The organism is Catenuloplanes indicus (assembly GCF_030813715.1).
In the GTDB taxonomy this organism is placed as follows: domain Bacteria; phylum Actinomycetota; class Actinomycetes; order Mycobacteriales; family Micromonosporaceae; genus Catenuloplanes; species Catenuloplanes indicus.
Genome location: NZ_JAUSUZ010000001.1, coordinates 5674770 through 5690126, shown reverse-complemented (window position 1 = coordinate 5690126; position 15357 = coordinate 5674770). Strand labels below are relative to the sequence as shown.

Here is a 15357-nt window from a genome sequence, read left to right as displayed (position 1 = left end):
ACCCCATGGGGCCAAACGCACACCGCGCACGCGGTTCCCCGAAGGCCACTCGTTCGAGTGATCGCGGAACACTCAGAACGTCTCGGACGGGCGATAGATGCCCCAGACGTCACGCAGCGCGTGGCAGACCTCACCCACGGTAGCCCGCGCGCGTAGCGCCTCCCGCATCGGGTAGAGCACGTTCGCGGTTCCGGCCGCGACGGCACGTAGCTCGGCCAGCGCGGACGCGACAGTGTCGCCATCCCGATCCGCGCGCAGCCGCTCCAGGCGGGCGACCTGTGCGGCCTCGATCGACGGGTCCACCCGCAGCGGCTCGTACGGCTCCTCCGCGTCCGCGGCGAACCGGTTCACGCCGACCACCACACGCTGGCCGGCGTCGATCTCCTGCGCGGTCCGGTACGCGGACGTCTCGATCTCCCGCTTCTGGAAGCCGGCCTCGATCGCGGCGACCGAGGAGCCGAACGCGGCCACCCGGTCGATCAGCTCGCGCGCGCCGCGCTCGATCTCGTCGGTCATCGCCTCCACCACGTACGAGCCGGCGAACGGGTCCACGGTCGCGGTCAGGTCCGTCTCGTACGCGAGCACCTGCTGGGTACGCAGCGCGAGCCGGGCCGCCTTCTCGGTGGGCAGCGCGATCGCCTCGTCGTACGAGTTGGTGTGCAGCGACTGGGTGCCGCCGAGCACCGCGCCGAGCGCCTGCACCGCGACCCGGATCAGGTTCACCTCCGGCTGCTGCGCGGTCAGCTGGACGCCCGCGGTCTGGGTGTGGAAGCGCAGCATCAGCGACTTCGGGTCGGTCGCGCCGAACTCGTCACGCATCAGCGCCGCCCAGAGCCGCCGCGCGGCACGGAACTTGGCGACCTCCTCCAGCAGCGTGGTGCGAGCCACGAAGAAGAACGACAGCCGCGGCGCGAAGTCGTCCACGGCCAGGCCCGCGTCGAGCGCGGCGCGCACGTAGTCCACGCCGTTGGCCAAGGTGAACGCGACCTCCTGCACGGGCGTGGCACCGGCCTCCGCCATGTGGTAGCCGGAGATGGAGATCGTGTTCCATTTCGGCGTCTCCTTGCGGCAGTACGCGAACGTGTCCGCGACCAGCCGCAACGACGGTTTCGGCGGGAAGATGTAGGTGCCCCGCGCGATGTACTCCTTCAGAATGTCGTTCTGGATCGTGCCGTTCAACATTGATCCGGGAATCCCGTTCTCCTCCGCCACCAGCTGATAGAGCAGCAGCAGCACGGAGCCGGGCGCGTTGATCGTCATCGACGTGGAGACCTTGTCCAGCGGAATGCCGTCGAACAGCCGCCGCATGTCGTCGATCGAGTCGATCGCCACGCCGACCTTGCCCACCTCACCGTGCGCGATCGGCTCGTCGGAGTCGTACCCCATCTGCGTGGGCAGGTCGAACGCGACCGAGAGCCCGGTGGTCCCGGCCGCGAGAAGCGCGTGGTAGCGGGCGTTGGACTCGCTCGCGGTGCCGAAGCCGGCGTACTGCCGCATGGTCCACGGACGGGCCGTGTACATCGTCGGGTACACGCCGCGGGTGTACGGGTACGCGCCCGGGACGCCGAGCCGGCCGGCCAGATCCGGCGGGAGATCGGACTCGTCGTAGACCGGCTTGATCGGAAAACCAGACTCCGCTGAACGATCCCTCATTTCGCGATCCTATGACCGCCGTCACCGTCGATGGGTGAGGTATTTGGCACAACATGTTTCGCCATCGTTGCGCGGCCGCGATGAAAGATAGACCGAGTGCCACTCGGCGGACACACTGGGTCGAGTTCGCGGAGAGTTGGTACCCCGCACCTTTCCTCACGGCGAGGGACCCCGCAAGATAGGGGGGTTGGTTCCGGCCCTCGACTCCCCCGGGCGGCATTTCCAGTGACACAGATTCCGACGTGGAACAGCCCTTCTGTCGGCCCGACCGGAGGCCGCGCCGTCCCCGGCGCGACCATCGGCGGCAGGTACAGCCTGCGCACCGCGGTGGGCCACGGCGGCATGGGCACCGTGTGGCGGGCGTCCGACACGCTGCTGCGCCGCGACGTCGCGGTCAAGGAGGTCGTCCTGCCGCCGGGGCTCGCCCCCAGCGACCGGGATCAGATGTACGAGCGGACGCTGCGTGAGGCCCGCGCCGCCGCCGCGCTGCAGCACCCCGCGGTCGTCCAGGTCTACGACGTGGTCCACGAGGGCGGCCGCCCGTGGATCGTGATGGAGCTGCTGGACGCGCGCTCGCTGGCCGACATGATCATCGAGGACGGCCCGCTGGCGCCGCGCGCGGTCGCCAAGATCGGCATCGCACTGCTCGGCGCGCTCGAGGTCGCGCACGCGGCCGGCGTGCTGCACCGCGACGTGAAGCCGGCGAACGTGCTGATCGCCGCGGACGGCCGGTGCGTGCTCACCGACTTCGGCGTCGCCCGCATGCCCACCGACGTGCAGCTGACCACGCCGGGCATGGTTCTCGGCTCGCCGCACTTCATCTCGCCGGAGCGGGCGATGGGCCAGGACTTCGGCCCGCCCAGCGACCTGTTCTCACTCGGTGTGACGCTTTTCACAGCGGTCGAGGGCCGGCCGCCGTTCGACAAGGGCGACCCGATCGAGACCATGCACTCGGTCGTCGAGGACCCGCCGCTCCAGCCGGTCCGCGCCGGCTCGCTGGCGAACGTGCTGCTCGGCCTGCTGGAGAAGGACCCGGCCCGGCGGATGGACGTCACCACCGCCCGCCGGCTGCTGCGCGAGCTGCTGTCCGGCCCGCTGGCCAGCAACGTGCCGCCGCACATGGCCACCGACCCGTACGCGGTTGTCCCCGCGCAGCGCCCCCGGCAGAACCCGAACGCCCCGATGTCGCCCGCGCCGCCGCAGGCACCGCCGAAGCCGCCGCCGAGCGGTGCGATCGGCGGCCCGGCCATGCTGGCGCCGGGCGAGTCGCTGACCGACCGGCTCCGCGCGATCCAGTCCGGCGAGCAGTCCGGCGGCGCGTCCCCGGTCTCCCCGGCGGCGTACGGCGGCATGCCGGCCGGCCCGCCGCCGATGGGCGCGCCGTGGCAGCCGCACCACGACACCACGGCACCGATCCCGCCGCACTCGCACATCAGCTACCCGCCTCCGCACCCGGGAATGGCGCCCACCGGCGCGATGCCGTCCGTGCATCAGAGCGGCGGCGTCTACGGCGGCTCCGCCGGGCAGTCCCGAGGCGGCGGCGGTGCCCTCGACTCCGCGAAGCGGTTCGGCGCTCAGGCGGTCGGCACGGTCAAGTCGTGGCCGCGCCGCACCCAGGCGATCGCCGCGGCCGGCACCGCGGCCGCGCTGATCCTCGTCATCGTGCTGTTCAACCTGGGCGGCGGCGCCGAGGAGCCGACGCCCGGCCCGGTCGCGGGTGGTCAGACCACCACGTCCGAGCCGGCCGCGCCGGCGATCGCGGTCGAGCAGTACGCGAACCGCGGCATCTCGGTCGACGTCCCGGCCGGGTGGAAGGTCGACGACGCGGAGCAGCGGGTCTACGTCGACTTCACCGACCCGGAGGACAAGGGCCGGCGGCTGCGCATAACGGTGGAGAACGGCGCCAACCTGGACCGGTTCGTCACCCTGGCCGAGGACTTCCTGGCGGGGAACTCCAGCTCGTGCCCGAAGCCGTACACGCAGCTGCAGCGCACCCCGGCGGAGATGTCCGGCGTCGAGGCGATCGAGCTGGAGTACACCTGTGGCGCGGGCGACACCGGCCGGCACGGCATCCGGCGGTTCGTCGCGTCCGGCGGCAAGGTCTACTCGTTCTTCCTGACCACCACCGAGGCCCGGTTCCAGGAGAGCAAGCCGATCTACGACCAGACGGTGCAGACCTTCACGCTCACCGCGTCGTAGCGCGCACCACCCGCCGGGACCGGATCTTCCGGTCCCGGCGTCGTGCTATCAAGGCACGATGAGCAACTCGCTGATCGCACAGGCCGAGGCGTGGATCGCGGACGATCCCGATCCGGTCACCCGGGACGAGCTGCGAGCCGTCCTGGACGACCCGGCCGAGCTGGCCGACCGCTTCGCCGGGCCGCTCACGTTCGGCACCGCCGGGCTGCGCGGGCCGCTGCGCGCCGGGCCGAACGGGATGAACCTCGCGGTCGTCACCGCCGCCGCCGCCGGCCTGGTCCGCTGGCTGGCCGAGCAGGATGCGGCCGGCCCGCTGGTGATCGGCTACGACGCGCGGCACGGCTCCCGGGCGTTCGCGGAGCGCACCGCGCGGGTGGCCACCGGCGCCGGCCGGGAGGCGCTGCTGCTGCCCGGCCCGCTGCCCACGCCGGTGCTCGCGTTCGCGGTCCGGCGGCTCGGCGCGGCCGCCGGCGTGATGGTCACCGCCAGCCACAACCCGCCGCAGGACAACGGCTACAAGGTCTACCTCGGCAACGGGCTGGGCGGTCCGCTCGGCGACGGCGCGCAGATCGTGCCGCCGGCGGACGCGGGCATCTCGGCCGCGATCCGCGCCGTCGGCCCGCTGGCGGACGTGCCGCTGGGGCCGCCCGGCACGCTGCTGGACGACGGGATCACCGACGCGTACGTGACCGCCGCGGCCGCCACGGTGACCGGCTCGGCCGAGCTGACGATCGCGTACACCCCGATGCACGGCGTCGGCGGCCCGGTGCTGACCGCCGCGTTCGAGGCGGCCGGCTTCGCCACGCCGCTGATGGTCACCGCGCAGGCCGCGCCGGACCCGGACTTCCCGACCGTCGCGTTCCCGAACCCGGAGGAACCGGGCGCCACCGACCTCCTGCTGGCGCTGGCCTCGTCGTCGGGGGCGGACCTGGCGATCGCGAACGACCCGGACGCGGACCGGTGCGCGGTCGCGATCCCCACCGCCACCGGGTGGCGCATGCTGCGCGGCGACGAACTCGGCGTGCTGCTCGCCGACGCGCTGATCGAGCGCGGCACCGAGGGCCTGTTCGCCACCACGATCGTCTCGTCGTCGATGCTGCGCGCGCTGTGCACGGCCCGGGGCCGCGCCTACGACGAGACGCTGACCGGCTTCAAGTGGATCGTGCGGGCCTCCGGCGGCGAGCTGGCCTTCGGGTACGAGGAGGCGCTCGGCTACTGCGTGGCGCCCGCGCTGGTCCGCGACAAGGACGGCATCACGGCCGCGCTGCTGACCGCCTCGCTGGCGCTCACCCTGAAGCGGGCCGGCCGCACGCTCGCCGACCGGCTGGACGAGCTGGCCGCGGAGTTCGGCGTGCACGCCACCGACCAGCTCTCGATCCGCGTCGGCGACCTGTCCGAGATCGCCACCATGATGACCCGGCTGCGCGCCGCCACCCCGGCGACGCTGCTCGGCGAGCCGCTCACCGCGGCCGAGGACCTCCTCCCCGACGCCGACGTGCTCGTCCTCCGCACCGCCTCGGCCCGGGTCGTGGTCCGCCCCTCCGGCACCGAGCCCAAGCTCAAGGCCTATCTCGAGGTCGTCGAGCCGGTCGGTGACGCCCCGGTCCCGGCCGCCCGCGACCGCGCCGCCACCGCCCTGGCCACACTCCGCGCCGAGATCTCCACCGCCCTCGGCGTCGGCTGACGGACATTCCGCCGGCTCGGCGCGCGAGCGGAGCCGTGGAAACAGATCAAGGGATCGGCGTCCCGGAGGATGCCGATCCCTTGATCAACGGGGGGTGAGGGAGGTGTGTGGTCAGCCGCCGAATTCCTGGGTCCAGTAGATGGTGCCCTTGGTGTCGCGGGCGACGCCGACGCCGATCTTGATGGCTTTGCAGTTGAGGATGTTCTTGCGGTGGCCGGGGCTGTTCATCCAGCCGGTCATGACGCCGGTGGTGTCGCCGTAGCCCCAGGCGATGTTCTCGCCGACGGCGGGGGCGTAGCCGGCGGCTTTGACGCGGGCGGTGAAGGTGGAGCCGTTGCGGCCGGTGTGGGAGAAGTAGCCGTGCTTGGCCTGGTCGGAGGAGTGGCCGCGGGCGGCTTTGGTCAGGGCGGGGGAGATGATCAGCTTCTTGCAGCCGGCCTTGGCGCGTGCGGTGTTGGTGGCGGTGACGACCTGGGCCTCCAGCGTGGTGGCCGGCGTGACGGCGGCGGTCGCGGTGGTGGCGGTGCCACCGATGGCGAGGGCGGCGGTGACGGCGGTCAGGGCGGCGGAACGGACCAGCTTGCGCAAGGAGTCGGCCTTTCGGTCGGCGTTGCTTACGCCGGTCAAGTTCGGCCGGGTGTGCCACGCCTTGATAGATCGACCTGGTGCTATGCGGTGAGCGCTCGGTTCCCGCCGGGTTGCCGGCCGCGGACAGCGAAGAACCCCGCCGGCCGAGGGCCGACGGGGTTCCCGGAGAACGGATTTACCGCTCCATACCGCTCAGCGACCGATAGTCGATCTTGCCGTTGGGCAGCAGCGGGAGCGCGTCGATCGCGCGGACGTCGAAGCCGGTGGAGTGCAGGCCGGTGCGCTTGACCAGGTCGTGCCGGATGACCGTGCGCAGGTCGTCGTCGGCCGCCTCGGCGTAGACCACGATCCGGTCGTCGCCGCTGACGGCCGCGACCGGACCCCGCCCGGCCAGCATCCGCTCCACGTCGTCGAGGTTGAGCCGGACGCCGAAGACCTTGCTGAACCGCTTGATCCGGCCGCTGAGGAACAGCAGGCCACGCTCGTCCACCCGGCCGACGTCGCCGGTCGGCAGCACACCGGCCAGGTCGTCGCCGCGGACCAGGTCGGCGGCGGAGTCCGCGTACCCCATCATCACGTTCGGCCCGGTGTAGACGATCTCGCCGGTGCCGTCCGCGTCCGGCGAGTCGACCAGGAACGCGCCGCCGGGGATCGCGGCACCGGCCGAGTCGGCTGCGTCCGGCAGGAATCCCGGCGGGAGCACGGCCATCCGGCCGGCCTCGGTCTGGCCGTACATCACGATCAACTCACCGCCGGCCGTACGCATGCGCGCGCTGAAGTCGACCACCAGATCGCTGCGCAGCCGTCCGCCCGCCTGGGTGAGCGTGCGCAGCGTGGGCACGGTCTGCGGGTCGAACCCGATCCGGCGCAGCATCTCGCACTGGTACGGCACCGTGGCCAGCGACGTGATCCGCCGGTCCGCCGCGGTGCGCCAGAACCCGGCGTCGAGCAGCCCGCGCGGGTCGAGCAGCACGGTGCCGCCGGCCGCCAGATGCGTGTTCAGGACCATCAGCCCGTACGTGTAGAACAGCGGCAGGCTGGTGACCGTGGTCTCGGTAGCGTCGATGCCGAGCGCCGCGACCACCGAGGCCACGTTCCGGAACAGCGCGTGCCGGGACAACCGGACCAGCCGCGGGTTGCCGGTCGAGCCGGACGTGGCCAGCAGCAGCGCCAGGTCCGGGTGCGTCTCGGCGCCGCCGGGCCCCGCCCACAGTGGGCCCAGAACGTCGCATTCCCGCACGTCGTACCGGGTGAGCCGATCCTGGGTCCGGTCCGCGACGCCGGTGATCACGCCGGGCCGGTAGCGGTCGATCAGGTCGCCGAGCGTCTCCGCGGGCAGCCCCGCGTCGATCAGCGCGACCGGCCGCCGGGCCTGCACCGCGCCCAGGTAGCGGACCACCGAGTCGATGTCCGTGCGGGTCAGCGCGAAGACCGGCCCGGCGGGCAGCTGCGCGTACCGGTCCGCGGCCGCGTCCACGGCCGCGACCAGCGCGGATCCGCTCAGCTCGCGTCCGGCGATCGGGTCGATCAGCGCGGCGCCCGGGTGCGGCAGCGTGACCGCGTCCGCGTCGGCGAGCCCGGTCGCGGCCGAGCCCGCGGCCTGGGCCGGCACGCTCCGCCGGTCCGCGTCGGTGAGCCTCATGCCCGTCCCCCCTCGGTGCCGCGTCGGGTGCGCGTCATACCGTCAGCCCGCCGTCCACGCCGAGCACCTGGCCGGTGATGAAACCCGCGTCCGGGCCGAGCAGGAACGCGACCGCCGCGGCGACGTCGTCCGGGGTGCCGAGCCGGCCGAGCGCGGTGGCGGCGATCCGCTCCTTGCGCGCGGCCTCGTCCAGCGTGGCCAGCATGTCCGTGTCGACGAAGCCGGGCGCGACCGCGTTGACCCGGATGCCGAGCGGTCCGAGCTCCTTCGCGGCGGCGCGGGCCAGCCCGGCGACCGCGGCCTTGGTCGCGCCGTAGACGGCCTGACCGGCGGCTCCGGCCGTACCCATGATGGAGGAGACCAGCACGACGGCCGGTGAGTCGCCGCGGCGCAGCAGGCTGATCGAGGCCTGCAGCGTGTGCGCGGCACCGGCCGCGTTGACCGCGAACAGCCGGTCCACGGCCGCGGCCGGCATCGCGCCGAGCATGGCGGCGTCGTGCGTACCCGCGTTGATCACCAGGGCGTCCAGGCGGCGGTGCGCGGTGAAGATCTCCCGGGCCATCGCCTTCATCGCGCCCGCGTCCGCGACGTCGCCGCCGACCGCGAGCGCGTCGGGGAAGTCCACGTGCTCCGCTTTGCTGGCATGTAAGCAGAGCGTGTGGCCGTCCGCGGCGAGGCGGGTGGCGACGGCCCGGCCGATGCCGCGGGACGCGCCGGTGACCAGCGCGACCCGGCTAGTCAAAGTCGACCCCCTGGCGCTCCAGCACCTTGCGGGCCGCGGTGAACGAGCTGATCGCCAGCACGTCCTCCGTGTCGATCATGACGTCGAAGGCCTGCTCCAGCGCGGCGACCAGCGCCATGTGCGCGAGCGAGTCCCATTTCTCGATGCCGCGGTACTCCAGGTCGTCGACCTCGGCGTCGGCCGGGAGTTCGAGCGACGCGCGAAACACCTCGCGCAGGCGGTCCAGGGGTGGCAAAGAAGACTCCTTTGCGGCGATTTTTAGCGTTCTGCTGCTTTTCTTCCTCCGGTCCAACGAACGATCAAGATGCTTGGTCGTTAGGTCGGGTGGCAAAGCGCCGCAAAGTCGAGGTACCAGGGGGTTTTCACCGTGAGCGTGCTGGCCGGGTCGGCAATCCTGATCACCGGGGGTACGGGCTCGCTGGGCAAGGCGTTCCTGCGCTACGCCCTCGACCACCTGAACCCGAAGCGGCTCGTGGTGTTCTCCCGCGACGAGCTCAAGCAGTACGAGACGCGTCAGCTGATGGGCGACGACCCGCGGCTGCGCTGGTTCATCGGCGACGTCCGCGACCGGGAGCGGCTCACCCGGGCGATGCACGGCGTCGACCACGTGGTGCACGCGGCCGCACTCAAGCAGGTCGACACCGCGGAGTACAACCCGTTCGAGTTCGTCCGGACCAACGTGTACGGCTCGCAGAACGTGGTCGAGGCCGCGATCGACTGCGGCGTCAAGAAGGTCGTCGCGCTCTCCACGGACAAGGCGTCCAGCCCGATCAACCTGTACGGCGCCACCAAGCTGACCGCCGACAAGATCTTCATCTCGGCGAACCACTACGCGGCGAACCACCCGACCCGGTTCGCGGTGGTCCGCTACGGCAACGTGGTCGGCAGCCGCGGCTCGGTGGTCCCGTTCTTCCGGCGGCTGCACGCCGAGGGCCGCAGCCTGCCGATCACGGACAAGCGGATGACCCGCTTCTGGATCACGCTGGACCAGGCCGTCCGGTTCGTCTCCACCTCGTTCGACATGATGAACGGCGGCGAGCTGTACGTGCCCCGGATCCCGTCGATGCGCATCCTCGACCTGGCCAACGCGGTCGCGCCGGACGTCTCCACGTACGAGATCGGCATCCGCCCGGGCGAGAAGCTGCACGAAGAGATGATCTCGCTGGACGACGCCTCCCGGACGCTGCGCCTGCCCGACCGGTACGTGGTCCAGCCGACCATCGCCAGCTGGGGCTACACCCCGCCGGCCGACGCCGAGCCGGTCGCGGACGACTTCGTCTACCGCTCCGACACCAACGACCTGTGGCTCTCCATCGACGAGCTGCGCGACATGATCGGCACAGGTGCCTGACGATGCTTCCCTACGGACGCCAGTCCGTCGACGACGACGACATCGCGGCGGTCACGGCCGCGCTCCGGGGTGACTTCCTCACCACCGGGCCGACCGTCGGCGCGTTCGAGGCGGCGCTCACCGCGCACCTCGGCGGCACCGGCTGCGTGGCGGTGACGTCCGGGACCGCGGCGCTGCACACGGCATACGCGGCGGTCGGGGTCCGGCCCGGCGACGAGGTGATCACCACGCCGATCACGTTCGCCGCCACCGCGGCCACGGCCGCGCTGCACGGTGCCACGATCGTCTTCGCGGACGTCGAGGACGGGACCGCGAACCTGGACGCGGCCGCGGTGGACGCCGCGGTCACCACCCGGACCAGGGCGATCACCGCGGTCGACTACGCCGGCCACCCGGCCGAGTACGAGGCGCTGACCAAGGTGGCCCGGCGCGCGGACGCGACGCTGATCGGCGACGCCGCGCACTCGATCGGCTCGGTCTACCGCGGCGTGCCGGTCGGCGCACTGGCGGACGTCACCACGCTGTCCTTCTTCCCGACCAAGAACCTGACCACCGGCGAGGGCGGCGCGGTCGCGGCCACCGACCCGGCGGTGCTCGGCCGGGCCCGGCGCTTCGCCAACCAGGGCATGGTCCGCGACCGGGAGCACCTGCGCGCGCCGGACGAGGGCGGCTGGCACCAGGAGGTGCACTCGTTCGGCCTGAACTACCGGCTGCCGGACGTGCTCTGCGCGCTCGGCCTCAGTCAGCTGCGCCGGCTCGGCCAGTTCAAGACGGCCCGCGCCCGGCTGGTCGCCCGCTACAACGAGATGCTGGCCGGCGTGCCCGGGCTGGGCCTGCCGGTGCAGCGCGCCTGGACCGACCCGATGTGGCACCTCTACCCGGTGCGGATCGCGGACGGCCGCCGCCGGGAGGTCTACGACCGGATGCGCGCCGCCGGGATCGGCGTGCAGGTCAACTACCTGCCGGTGCACCTGCACCCGGTCTTCGCCGACCTCGGCTACCGGCGCGGGATGTGCCCGGCCGCGGAACGGTTCTACGACGAGCAGCTGTCGCTGCCGCTCTTCACCGATCTCACGGACGCCGACCAGGAGCGGGCCGTCGAGGCGCTGCGGGCCGTCCTGGGCTGATGCACCACGCGAACCACTTCTACGGCCACGCGCACGTGCTGGCCCGGTACTGCGGGCTGGACGACGCGAACCCACCGCGGATCGCCGGCTACCTGCAGCACGGGTGGAACATCGGCGACGGCCTGGGCGAGGGCACCCGGCTGGTCGCCGGGCGGCCCACGTTCGCCTGGTCGGAGGCCACGGCTCGGCGGGCGCGGCTGGCCGGGCGGCCGGCCGTGGTGATCGGCGCACCGTTCGCATACCTGCTCGCGCACGCGGAACGGGTGCTGGCGGCGGAACGGCCCCGGCTGGCCCCACCGGCGCTGACCGTGCCCGGACCGGCCGACATGCGGCGGACCGGCACGATCTGGTACCCGTTCCACGGCTGGGAGAAGCAGACGGTCCGCGGCGACCACGACGCGCTGATCGACACGATCCGGTCGGTGGAGACCGAGCCGGTCACGGTCTGTCTGTACTGGCAGGACCACGACGACCGGCGGGTACGCGCCCGCTACGAGCGGGCCGGTTTCCGGGTCATCTGCCACGGCCGCCGCGGGCTGAGGTGGCGCGGCACCGACCCGCAGTTCCTCGACCGGCAGCTCGCCGAGCTGCGCGGACACCGCCGGGTCGCGTCCAACCGGCTGTCCACCGCGATCTTCCACGGCATCGCGGCCGGCTGCGAACCCGCTGTCTACGGCGACCCGATGACGCTCACCGGCGAGGACCTCCGGTACGGCGGCCACGCCCGGGTGCGCCGCCAGTGGGCCGCGCTGCACGGCGAGCAGATCGACCCGCGGACCGCGCGCGAGGCGGCCCGCACCGAGCTCGGGCTCGATCACCTGGCCGGCCCCGAGGAACTGCGCGACCTGCTCGGCTGGCCGCAGGACGTCCCCACCCCCGCACAGTCGACGCCGGATCCGAGGGCGGCCCGTGTCAGATCTTGATCAATCGATGAGCGATTCCCAACCGGGTCAGCGCAACGCCTGGCACAAGTCTCCGGCCGGGGTGGACCCGGTGGAAAAGGGCTCAACCGTGAAGCTGATCGGCGGCGAGGCGATGGCCTGCTCCGATGCCGAGCACGCGGCCGGTGGCGCCGCGCTGGAACTGCTGGCCGGTGCGTATGCGGGTGCGGAGACGCGGGTGCTGCTGGCCGGCCCGCACACCACCGCGCTGACCGACGCGCTCGCCGACCGGTGCGCGGCCGTGACCTGCCTGGTCCGCTCGCATGCGGACGCGCAGGCGCTGGCCCGCCGGCACGAGCGCAACCCGCGCGTCCGGGTGCTCTGCGGCAGCCTGGACGCGTTCGCGCCGGACGCCGGCCACGACCTGGTGCTGGCGCTCGGCGGCCTGGCCCGGCTGCACGGCCCGGACGGCACCCGGCTGACCTGGCAGGCCGCGCTGGACCGGCTGATCGGCGCGGTCGCCGGTGCCGGCGTGCTGCTGCTCGGCGTGGAGAACCCGCTCGGCGTGCACCGGCTGACCGCGGCCGGTGGGCTGCCCGCGCCGGACCCGGCCGAACCGGTCGGGCACAGCGCGCTGGTGGCACGGCTGCGCGAGGCCGGGCTGCACGTGGCACCGAGCTATGCGGCGTTCGCGGATCCGGCCCGGCCGACCGTGCTGGCCCGTACGCCCGAGCTGGACGCCGCCTCCGGCACGGTGCCGCTGCTGGCCGCGGAGGCCGCGGCCGCGTTCGGCGCCGCCACCCGCCGCCGGCCGCTGCTGGACGATCCGCGCCGGCTGGCCGGGGCCGCGCTGCGCGCCGGGACCGGCGCGCAGCTGGCACCGGCCTGGGTGGTCGCGGCCGGACGGCAGCCGGTCTGCCCGCGCGAGCCGCTGCCGCCCGCGTTCATCGCCGGTGGCGCACACGCCGCGCACTGGGACACCGCGGTCGCCTACGAGCGCGCGGACGACGGCCAGTGGTCGCGCCGCCTGCTCTCCGACTCCGGCGCCGCGCTGCGCCTGGTCGGCCGGGTCACCCGCATGCCGGAGCTGCTCACCGGCCGGGTCGCGCCGGACCGGCTGCTGGAGGAACTGCTGCTGGCCGCGTGCGCGGAGCACGACCTGCCCACGGTCCGCCGGCTGCTGCGCGGCTACGCGGACTGGCTGGCCGCCGCGCCGCCGAGCGGCCACCTCGCGTTCGCCACCTGCGACAACGTGCTCACCGACGGGGTACGGCACGAGCTGCTGGACCCGTCCTGGCACCTGTCCGCGCCGATCCCGGTGGACGAGGTGCTGGCCCGGGCGCTGCGCGGGCTCGCGGTCACGCTGCTCACCACCGGGCTGCCGCACCCGTGGCCGGCCAGCCTGGACGTGGACAGCCTGACCGTGTCGCTGTCCGCCGCGGCCGGCCGCCCGCTGACCCGGGAGGCCGCGCGCGGCGCCGTGGCGCTGGAGTGCGAGATCCAGGCCGCCCGCTGGCTGCTGCCCGAACAGGCCGAGCAGGAGCTGCGCTGCGAGCTGGGCACGGTCACCGCCCGGCACACCGCGCTGGCCGCCCGCGACTGGCGCGCGATGACCGGCGCGATGGACCGGCTGGCCGCGCAGCTGGCCGAGGCGCGCGACGAGGTCGCCTGGTGGGAGGAGCGGGTGCGCACCTCGAACCGGGAGCACGAGCGTCACCTGCACCGATACCAGAACTCGCGCAGCTTCATGGTCGGCCGGGCGGTCACCGCGCCACTGCGCCTCGCCCGGCAGACCGTCCGCAAGGTCGCCGGCAAATGACACCGAGTCCCAGGAGCGGCACGTGAGCCCCGTACCGACCGTGAAGCTGCGCCCGGCGCGCGACGACGACCGGGACCTGGTCCTGGCGTGGCGCAACCACCGGGTGGTCCGCCAGGCCAGCTTCACCACGCACGTGATCGCGCCGGACGAGCACGCGGCCTGGTGGGCCCGCGTCGCCGCGGACGACGCCCGGCACGTCCTGATCGCCTGCGCCGACGACACACCGGTCGGCGTGGTCATCCTCGACGAGGCCGGCGGCGGCGCGGACTGGAGCTTCTACCTGGACGTGGACGGGCTCGAGGCACGCCGCGCGCTGCTGCCCACCTGGATCGCCACCGAGATCGCCACGCTCGACCACGCGTTCGGCCCCGCCGGGTACGCCGAGCTGCGCGGCGAGGCGCTGGCGAAGAACTCGGCCGTGGTCAAGCTGCACGAACGCTTCGGCTTCACCGTCACCGGCGAGTACCAGCGCGAGGTGGACGGCGAGACCGAGACGGTCCTGCGGTACGCGCTCACGGCCGCTGCCTATCGAGAGGAAGACCCCGCATGACGGACCGCCAGACCCGCATCGACCACCAGTACGTCGGCACGGCGCACCCGCCGTTCGTGATCGCCGAGATGTCCGGCAACCACAACGGGGATCTGCGGCGCGCGCTGCGGATCGTGGACGCGATCGCGGACGCCGGTGCCAGCGCACTGAAGATCCAGACGTACCGCGCGGACACGCTGACCATCGACGTGGACGGCCCGCGCTTCCGGATCAGCGACGGCCACGAGCTGTGGGGCGGCGAGAACCTCTACCGGCTGTACGAGCGGGCGCACACGCCCTGGGAATGGCACGAGCCGATCTTCGACCGGGCCCGGGAGCGCGGGCTGACCGCGTTCTCCAGCCCGTTCGACCCGACCGCGATCGACCTGCTGGAGAAGCTGAACGCGCCGGCGTACAAGATCGCCTCGTCCGAGCTGGTGGACCTGCCGCTGATCCGGCTGGCCGCGTCCACCGGCAAGCCGCTGATCATGTCGACCGGCATGGCGAGCGTGGCGGAGATCGACGCGGCGGTCCGGGCCGCGCGCGGCGCCGGCTGCGCCGACCCGATCCTGCTCTCCTGCACCGCCACCTACCCCGCGCCGGTCGAGGCCGCGAACCTGCGGCGGATCCCGGTGCTGGCCGACGCGTTCGCCACGATCGCCGGCCTCTCCGACCACACGCCCGGCATCGGTGTCGCGGTCGCGTCCGTGGCGCTCGGCGCCGCCGTGATCGAGAAGCACGTGACGCTGTCCCGCGCCGAGGGCGGCGTGGACGCGGAGTTCTCGCTGGAACCGGCCGAGCTGGCCGCGCTGGTGGTCGAGGCCCGGCGCGCGCACGCCGCGCTCGGCTCCCCCCGGATCGGCGCGGACCAGTCCGAGGAGGAAGGTCTGCGCTACCGCCGGTCGCTCTACGTGGTCGAGGACGTGACCGCCGGCGACCTGGTCACCCGGGACAACGTCCGCTCGATCCGCCCGGCCGGCGGCCTCCCGCCCGGCGACATCGACCTGGTCCTGGGCCGCACGTTCCGCGCGTCCTACCCCAAGGGCACGCCGCTGACCTGGGACATCGTCTAGAGAACCGGATTCCGTCACCCGCTTCCGGTGTGCTGCGGCCCGCGAAAGCACACGGGCCGCACCACGCCG

At 73.2% G+C, this 15357-nt stretch carries 13 protein-coding genes; 8 read left to right on the top strand and 5 right to left on the bottom strand.

Features of this window, described 5'->3' with window-relative positions; all coding sequences use genetic code 11:
- Positions 1-72: 72 nt before the first annotated feature.
- On the bottom strand, positions 73-1653 hold the full coding sequence (locus tag J2S42_RS25740) for an acyl-CoA mutase large subunit family protein (RefSeq protein WP_307243060.1): 1581 nt from the start codon (positions 1651-1653) through the stop codon (positions 73-75).
- A 225-nt stretch (positions 1654-1878) separates the two neighbouring features.
- Between J2S42_RS25740 and J2S42_RS25735 the strand changes: the two genes are divergently transcribed.
- Positions 1879-3852 carry a serine/threonine-protein kinase gene (locus tag J2S42_RS25735; RefSeq protein WP_307243058.1) on the top strand — a complete coding sequence of 658 codons (1974 nt, stop codon included), beginning with the start codon at positions 1879-1881 and terminating at the stop codon, positions 3850-3852.
- A gap of 58 nt (positions 3853-3910) precedes the next feature.
- Positions 3911-5536 (top strand): phospho-sugar mutase, encoded by a 1626-nt coding sequence (locus J2S42_RS25730; protein ID WP_307243056.1) that lies wholly within the window; start codon positions 3911-3913, stop codon positions 5534-5536.
- 111 nt (positions 5537-5647) lie between these two features.
- Here J2S42_RS25730 and J2S42_RS25725 read toward each other — a convergent pair whose 3' ends face one another.
- The 4 genes from J2S42_RS25725 to J2S42_RS25710 form a co-directional block, all read right to left on the bottom strand.
- Positions 5648-6124, bottom strand: a complete 477-nt coding sequence (locus tag J2S42_RS25725; RefSeq protein WP_307242645.1) for a CAP domain-containing protein — start codon at positions 6122-6124, stop codon at positions 5648-5650.
- A gap of 175 nt (positions 6125-6299) precedes the next feature.
- Entirely contained in the window at positions 6300-7766 is a 1467-nt protein-coding gene (locus tag J2S42_RS25720; protein ID WP_307243054.1) for an AMP-binding protein, read from the bottom strand.
- Positions 7767-7800: 34 nt separating this feature from the next.
- Positions 7801-8508, bottom strand: coding sequence for an SDR family NAD(P)-dependent oxidoreductase (locus J2S42_RS25715; RefSeq protein WP_307243052.1), 708 nt, complete (start codon positions 8506-8508; stop codon positions 7801-7803).
- Positions 8501-8743, bottom strand: a complete 243-nt coding sequence (locus J2S42_RS25710; protein ID WP_307243050.1) for an acyl carrier protein — start codon at positions 8741-8743, stop codon at positions 8501-8503. The genes J2S42_RS25715 and J2S42_RS25710 overlap by 8 nt, the downstream gene beginning before the upstream one ends.
- A 138-nt stretch (positions 8744-8881) precedes the next feature.
- On the opposite strand from J2S42_RS25710, the gene pseB reads away from it, so the two are divergent.
- Genes pseB through pseI form a run of 6 tightly spaced genes read left to right on the top strand, consistent with a single transcriptional unit; the run spans position 8882 to position 15288 of the window.
- Positions 8882-9859: a UDP-N-acetylglucosamine 4,6-dehydratase (inverting) gene (pseB, locus tag J2S42_RS25705; RefSeq protein WP_307249028.1), complete on the top strand. Its 978-nt coding sequence runs from the start codon at positions 8882-8884 to the stop codon at positions 9857-9859.
- Between the two features lie 2 nt (positions 9860-9861).
- Positions 9862-10986, top strand: coding sequence for a DegT/DnrJ/EryC1/StrS family aminotransferase (locus tag J2S42_RS25700; protein WP_307243049.1), 1125 nt, complete (start codon positions 9862-9864; stop codon positions 10984-10986).
- Positions 10986-11909: a hypothetical protein gene (locus tag J2S42_RS25695; RefSeq protein ID WP_307243046.1), complete on the top strand. Its 924-nt coding sequence runs from the start codon at positions 10986-10988 to the stop codon at positions 11907-11909. The genes J2S42_RS25700 and J2S42_RS25695 overlap by 1 nt, the downstream gene beginning before the upstream one ends.
- 7 nt (positions 11910-11916) lie before the next feature.
- On the top strand, positions 11917-13686 hold the full coding sequence (locus J2S42_RS25690; RefSeq protein WP_307243044.1) for a class I SAM-dependent methyltransferase: 1770 nt from the start codon (positions 11917-11919) through the stop codon (positions 13684-13686).
- Positions 13687-13708: 22 nt separating this feature from the next.
- A complete protein-coding gene (locus tag J2S42_RS25685) occupies positions 13709-14236 on the top strand; it encodes a GNAT family N-acetyltransferase (RefSeq protein WP_307243042.1) in 528 nt (175 codons plus the stop codon).
- A complete protein-coding gene (gene pseI / locus J2S42_RS25680; RefSeq protein ID WP_307243040.1) occupies positions 14233-15288 on the top strand; it encodes a pseudaminic acid synthase in 1056 nt (351 codons plus the stop codon). The genes J2S42_RS25685 and pseI overlap by 4 nt, the downstream gene beginning before the upstream one ends.
- Positions 15289-15357 lie beyond the last annotated feature (69 nt).

What these genes read in the sequence shown, in the direction of transcription:
- J2S42_RS25740 (WP_307243060.1), bottom strand. Translation starts at nt 1,653, where the DNA reads ATGAGGGATCGTTCAGCGGAGTCTGGTTTTCCGATCAAGCCGGTCTAC.
- pseI (WP_307243040.1), top strand. Translation starts at nt 14,233, where the DNA reads ATGACGGACCGCCAGACCCGCATCGACCACCAGTACGTCGGCACGGCG.
- J2S42_RS25690 (WP_307243044.1), top strand. Translation starts at nt 11,917, where the DNA reads ATGAGCGATTCCCAACCGGGTCAGCGCAACGCCTGGCACAAGTCTCCG.
- J2S42_RS25730 (WP_307243056.1), top strand. Translation starts at nt 3,911, where the DNA reads ATGAGCAACTCGCTGATCGCACAGGCCGAGGCGTGGATCGCGGACGAT.
- J2S42_RS25720 (WP_307243054.1), bottom strand. Translation starts at nt 7,766, where the DNA reads ATGAGGCTCACCGACGCGGACCGGCGGAGCGTGCCGGCCCAGGCCGCG.
- J2S42_RS25700 (WP_307243049.1), top strand. Translation starts at nt 9,862, where the DNA reads ATGCTTCCCTACGGACGCCAGTCCGTCGACGACGACGACATCGCGGCG.
- J2S42_RS25695 (WP_307243046.1), top strand. Translation starts at nt 10,986, where the DNA reads ATGCACCACGCGAACCACTTCTACGGCCACGCGCACGTGCTGGCCCGG.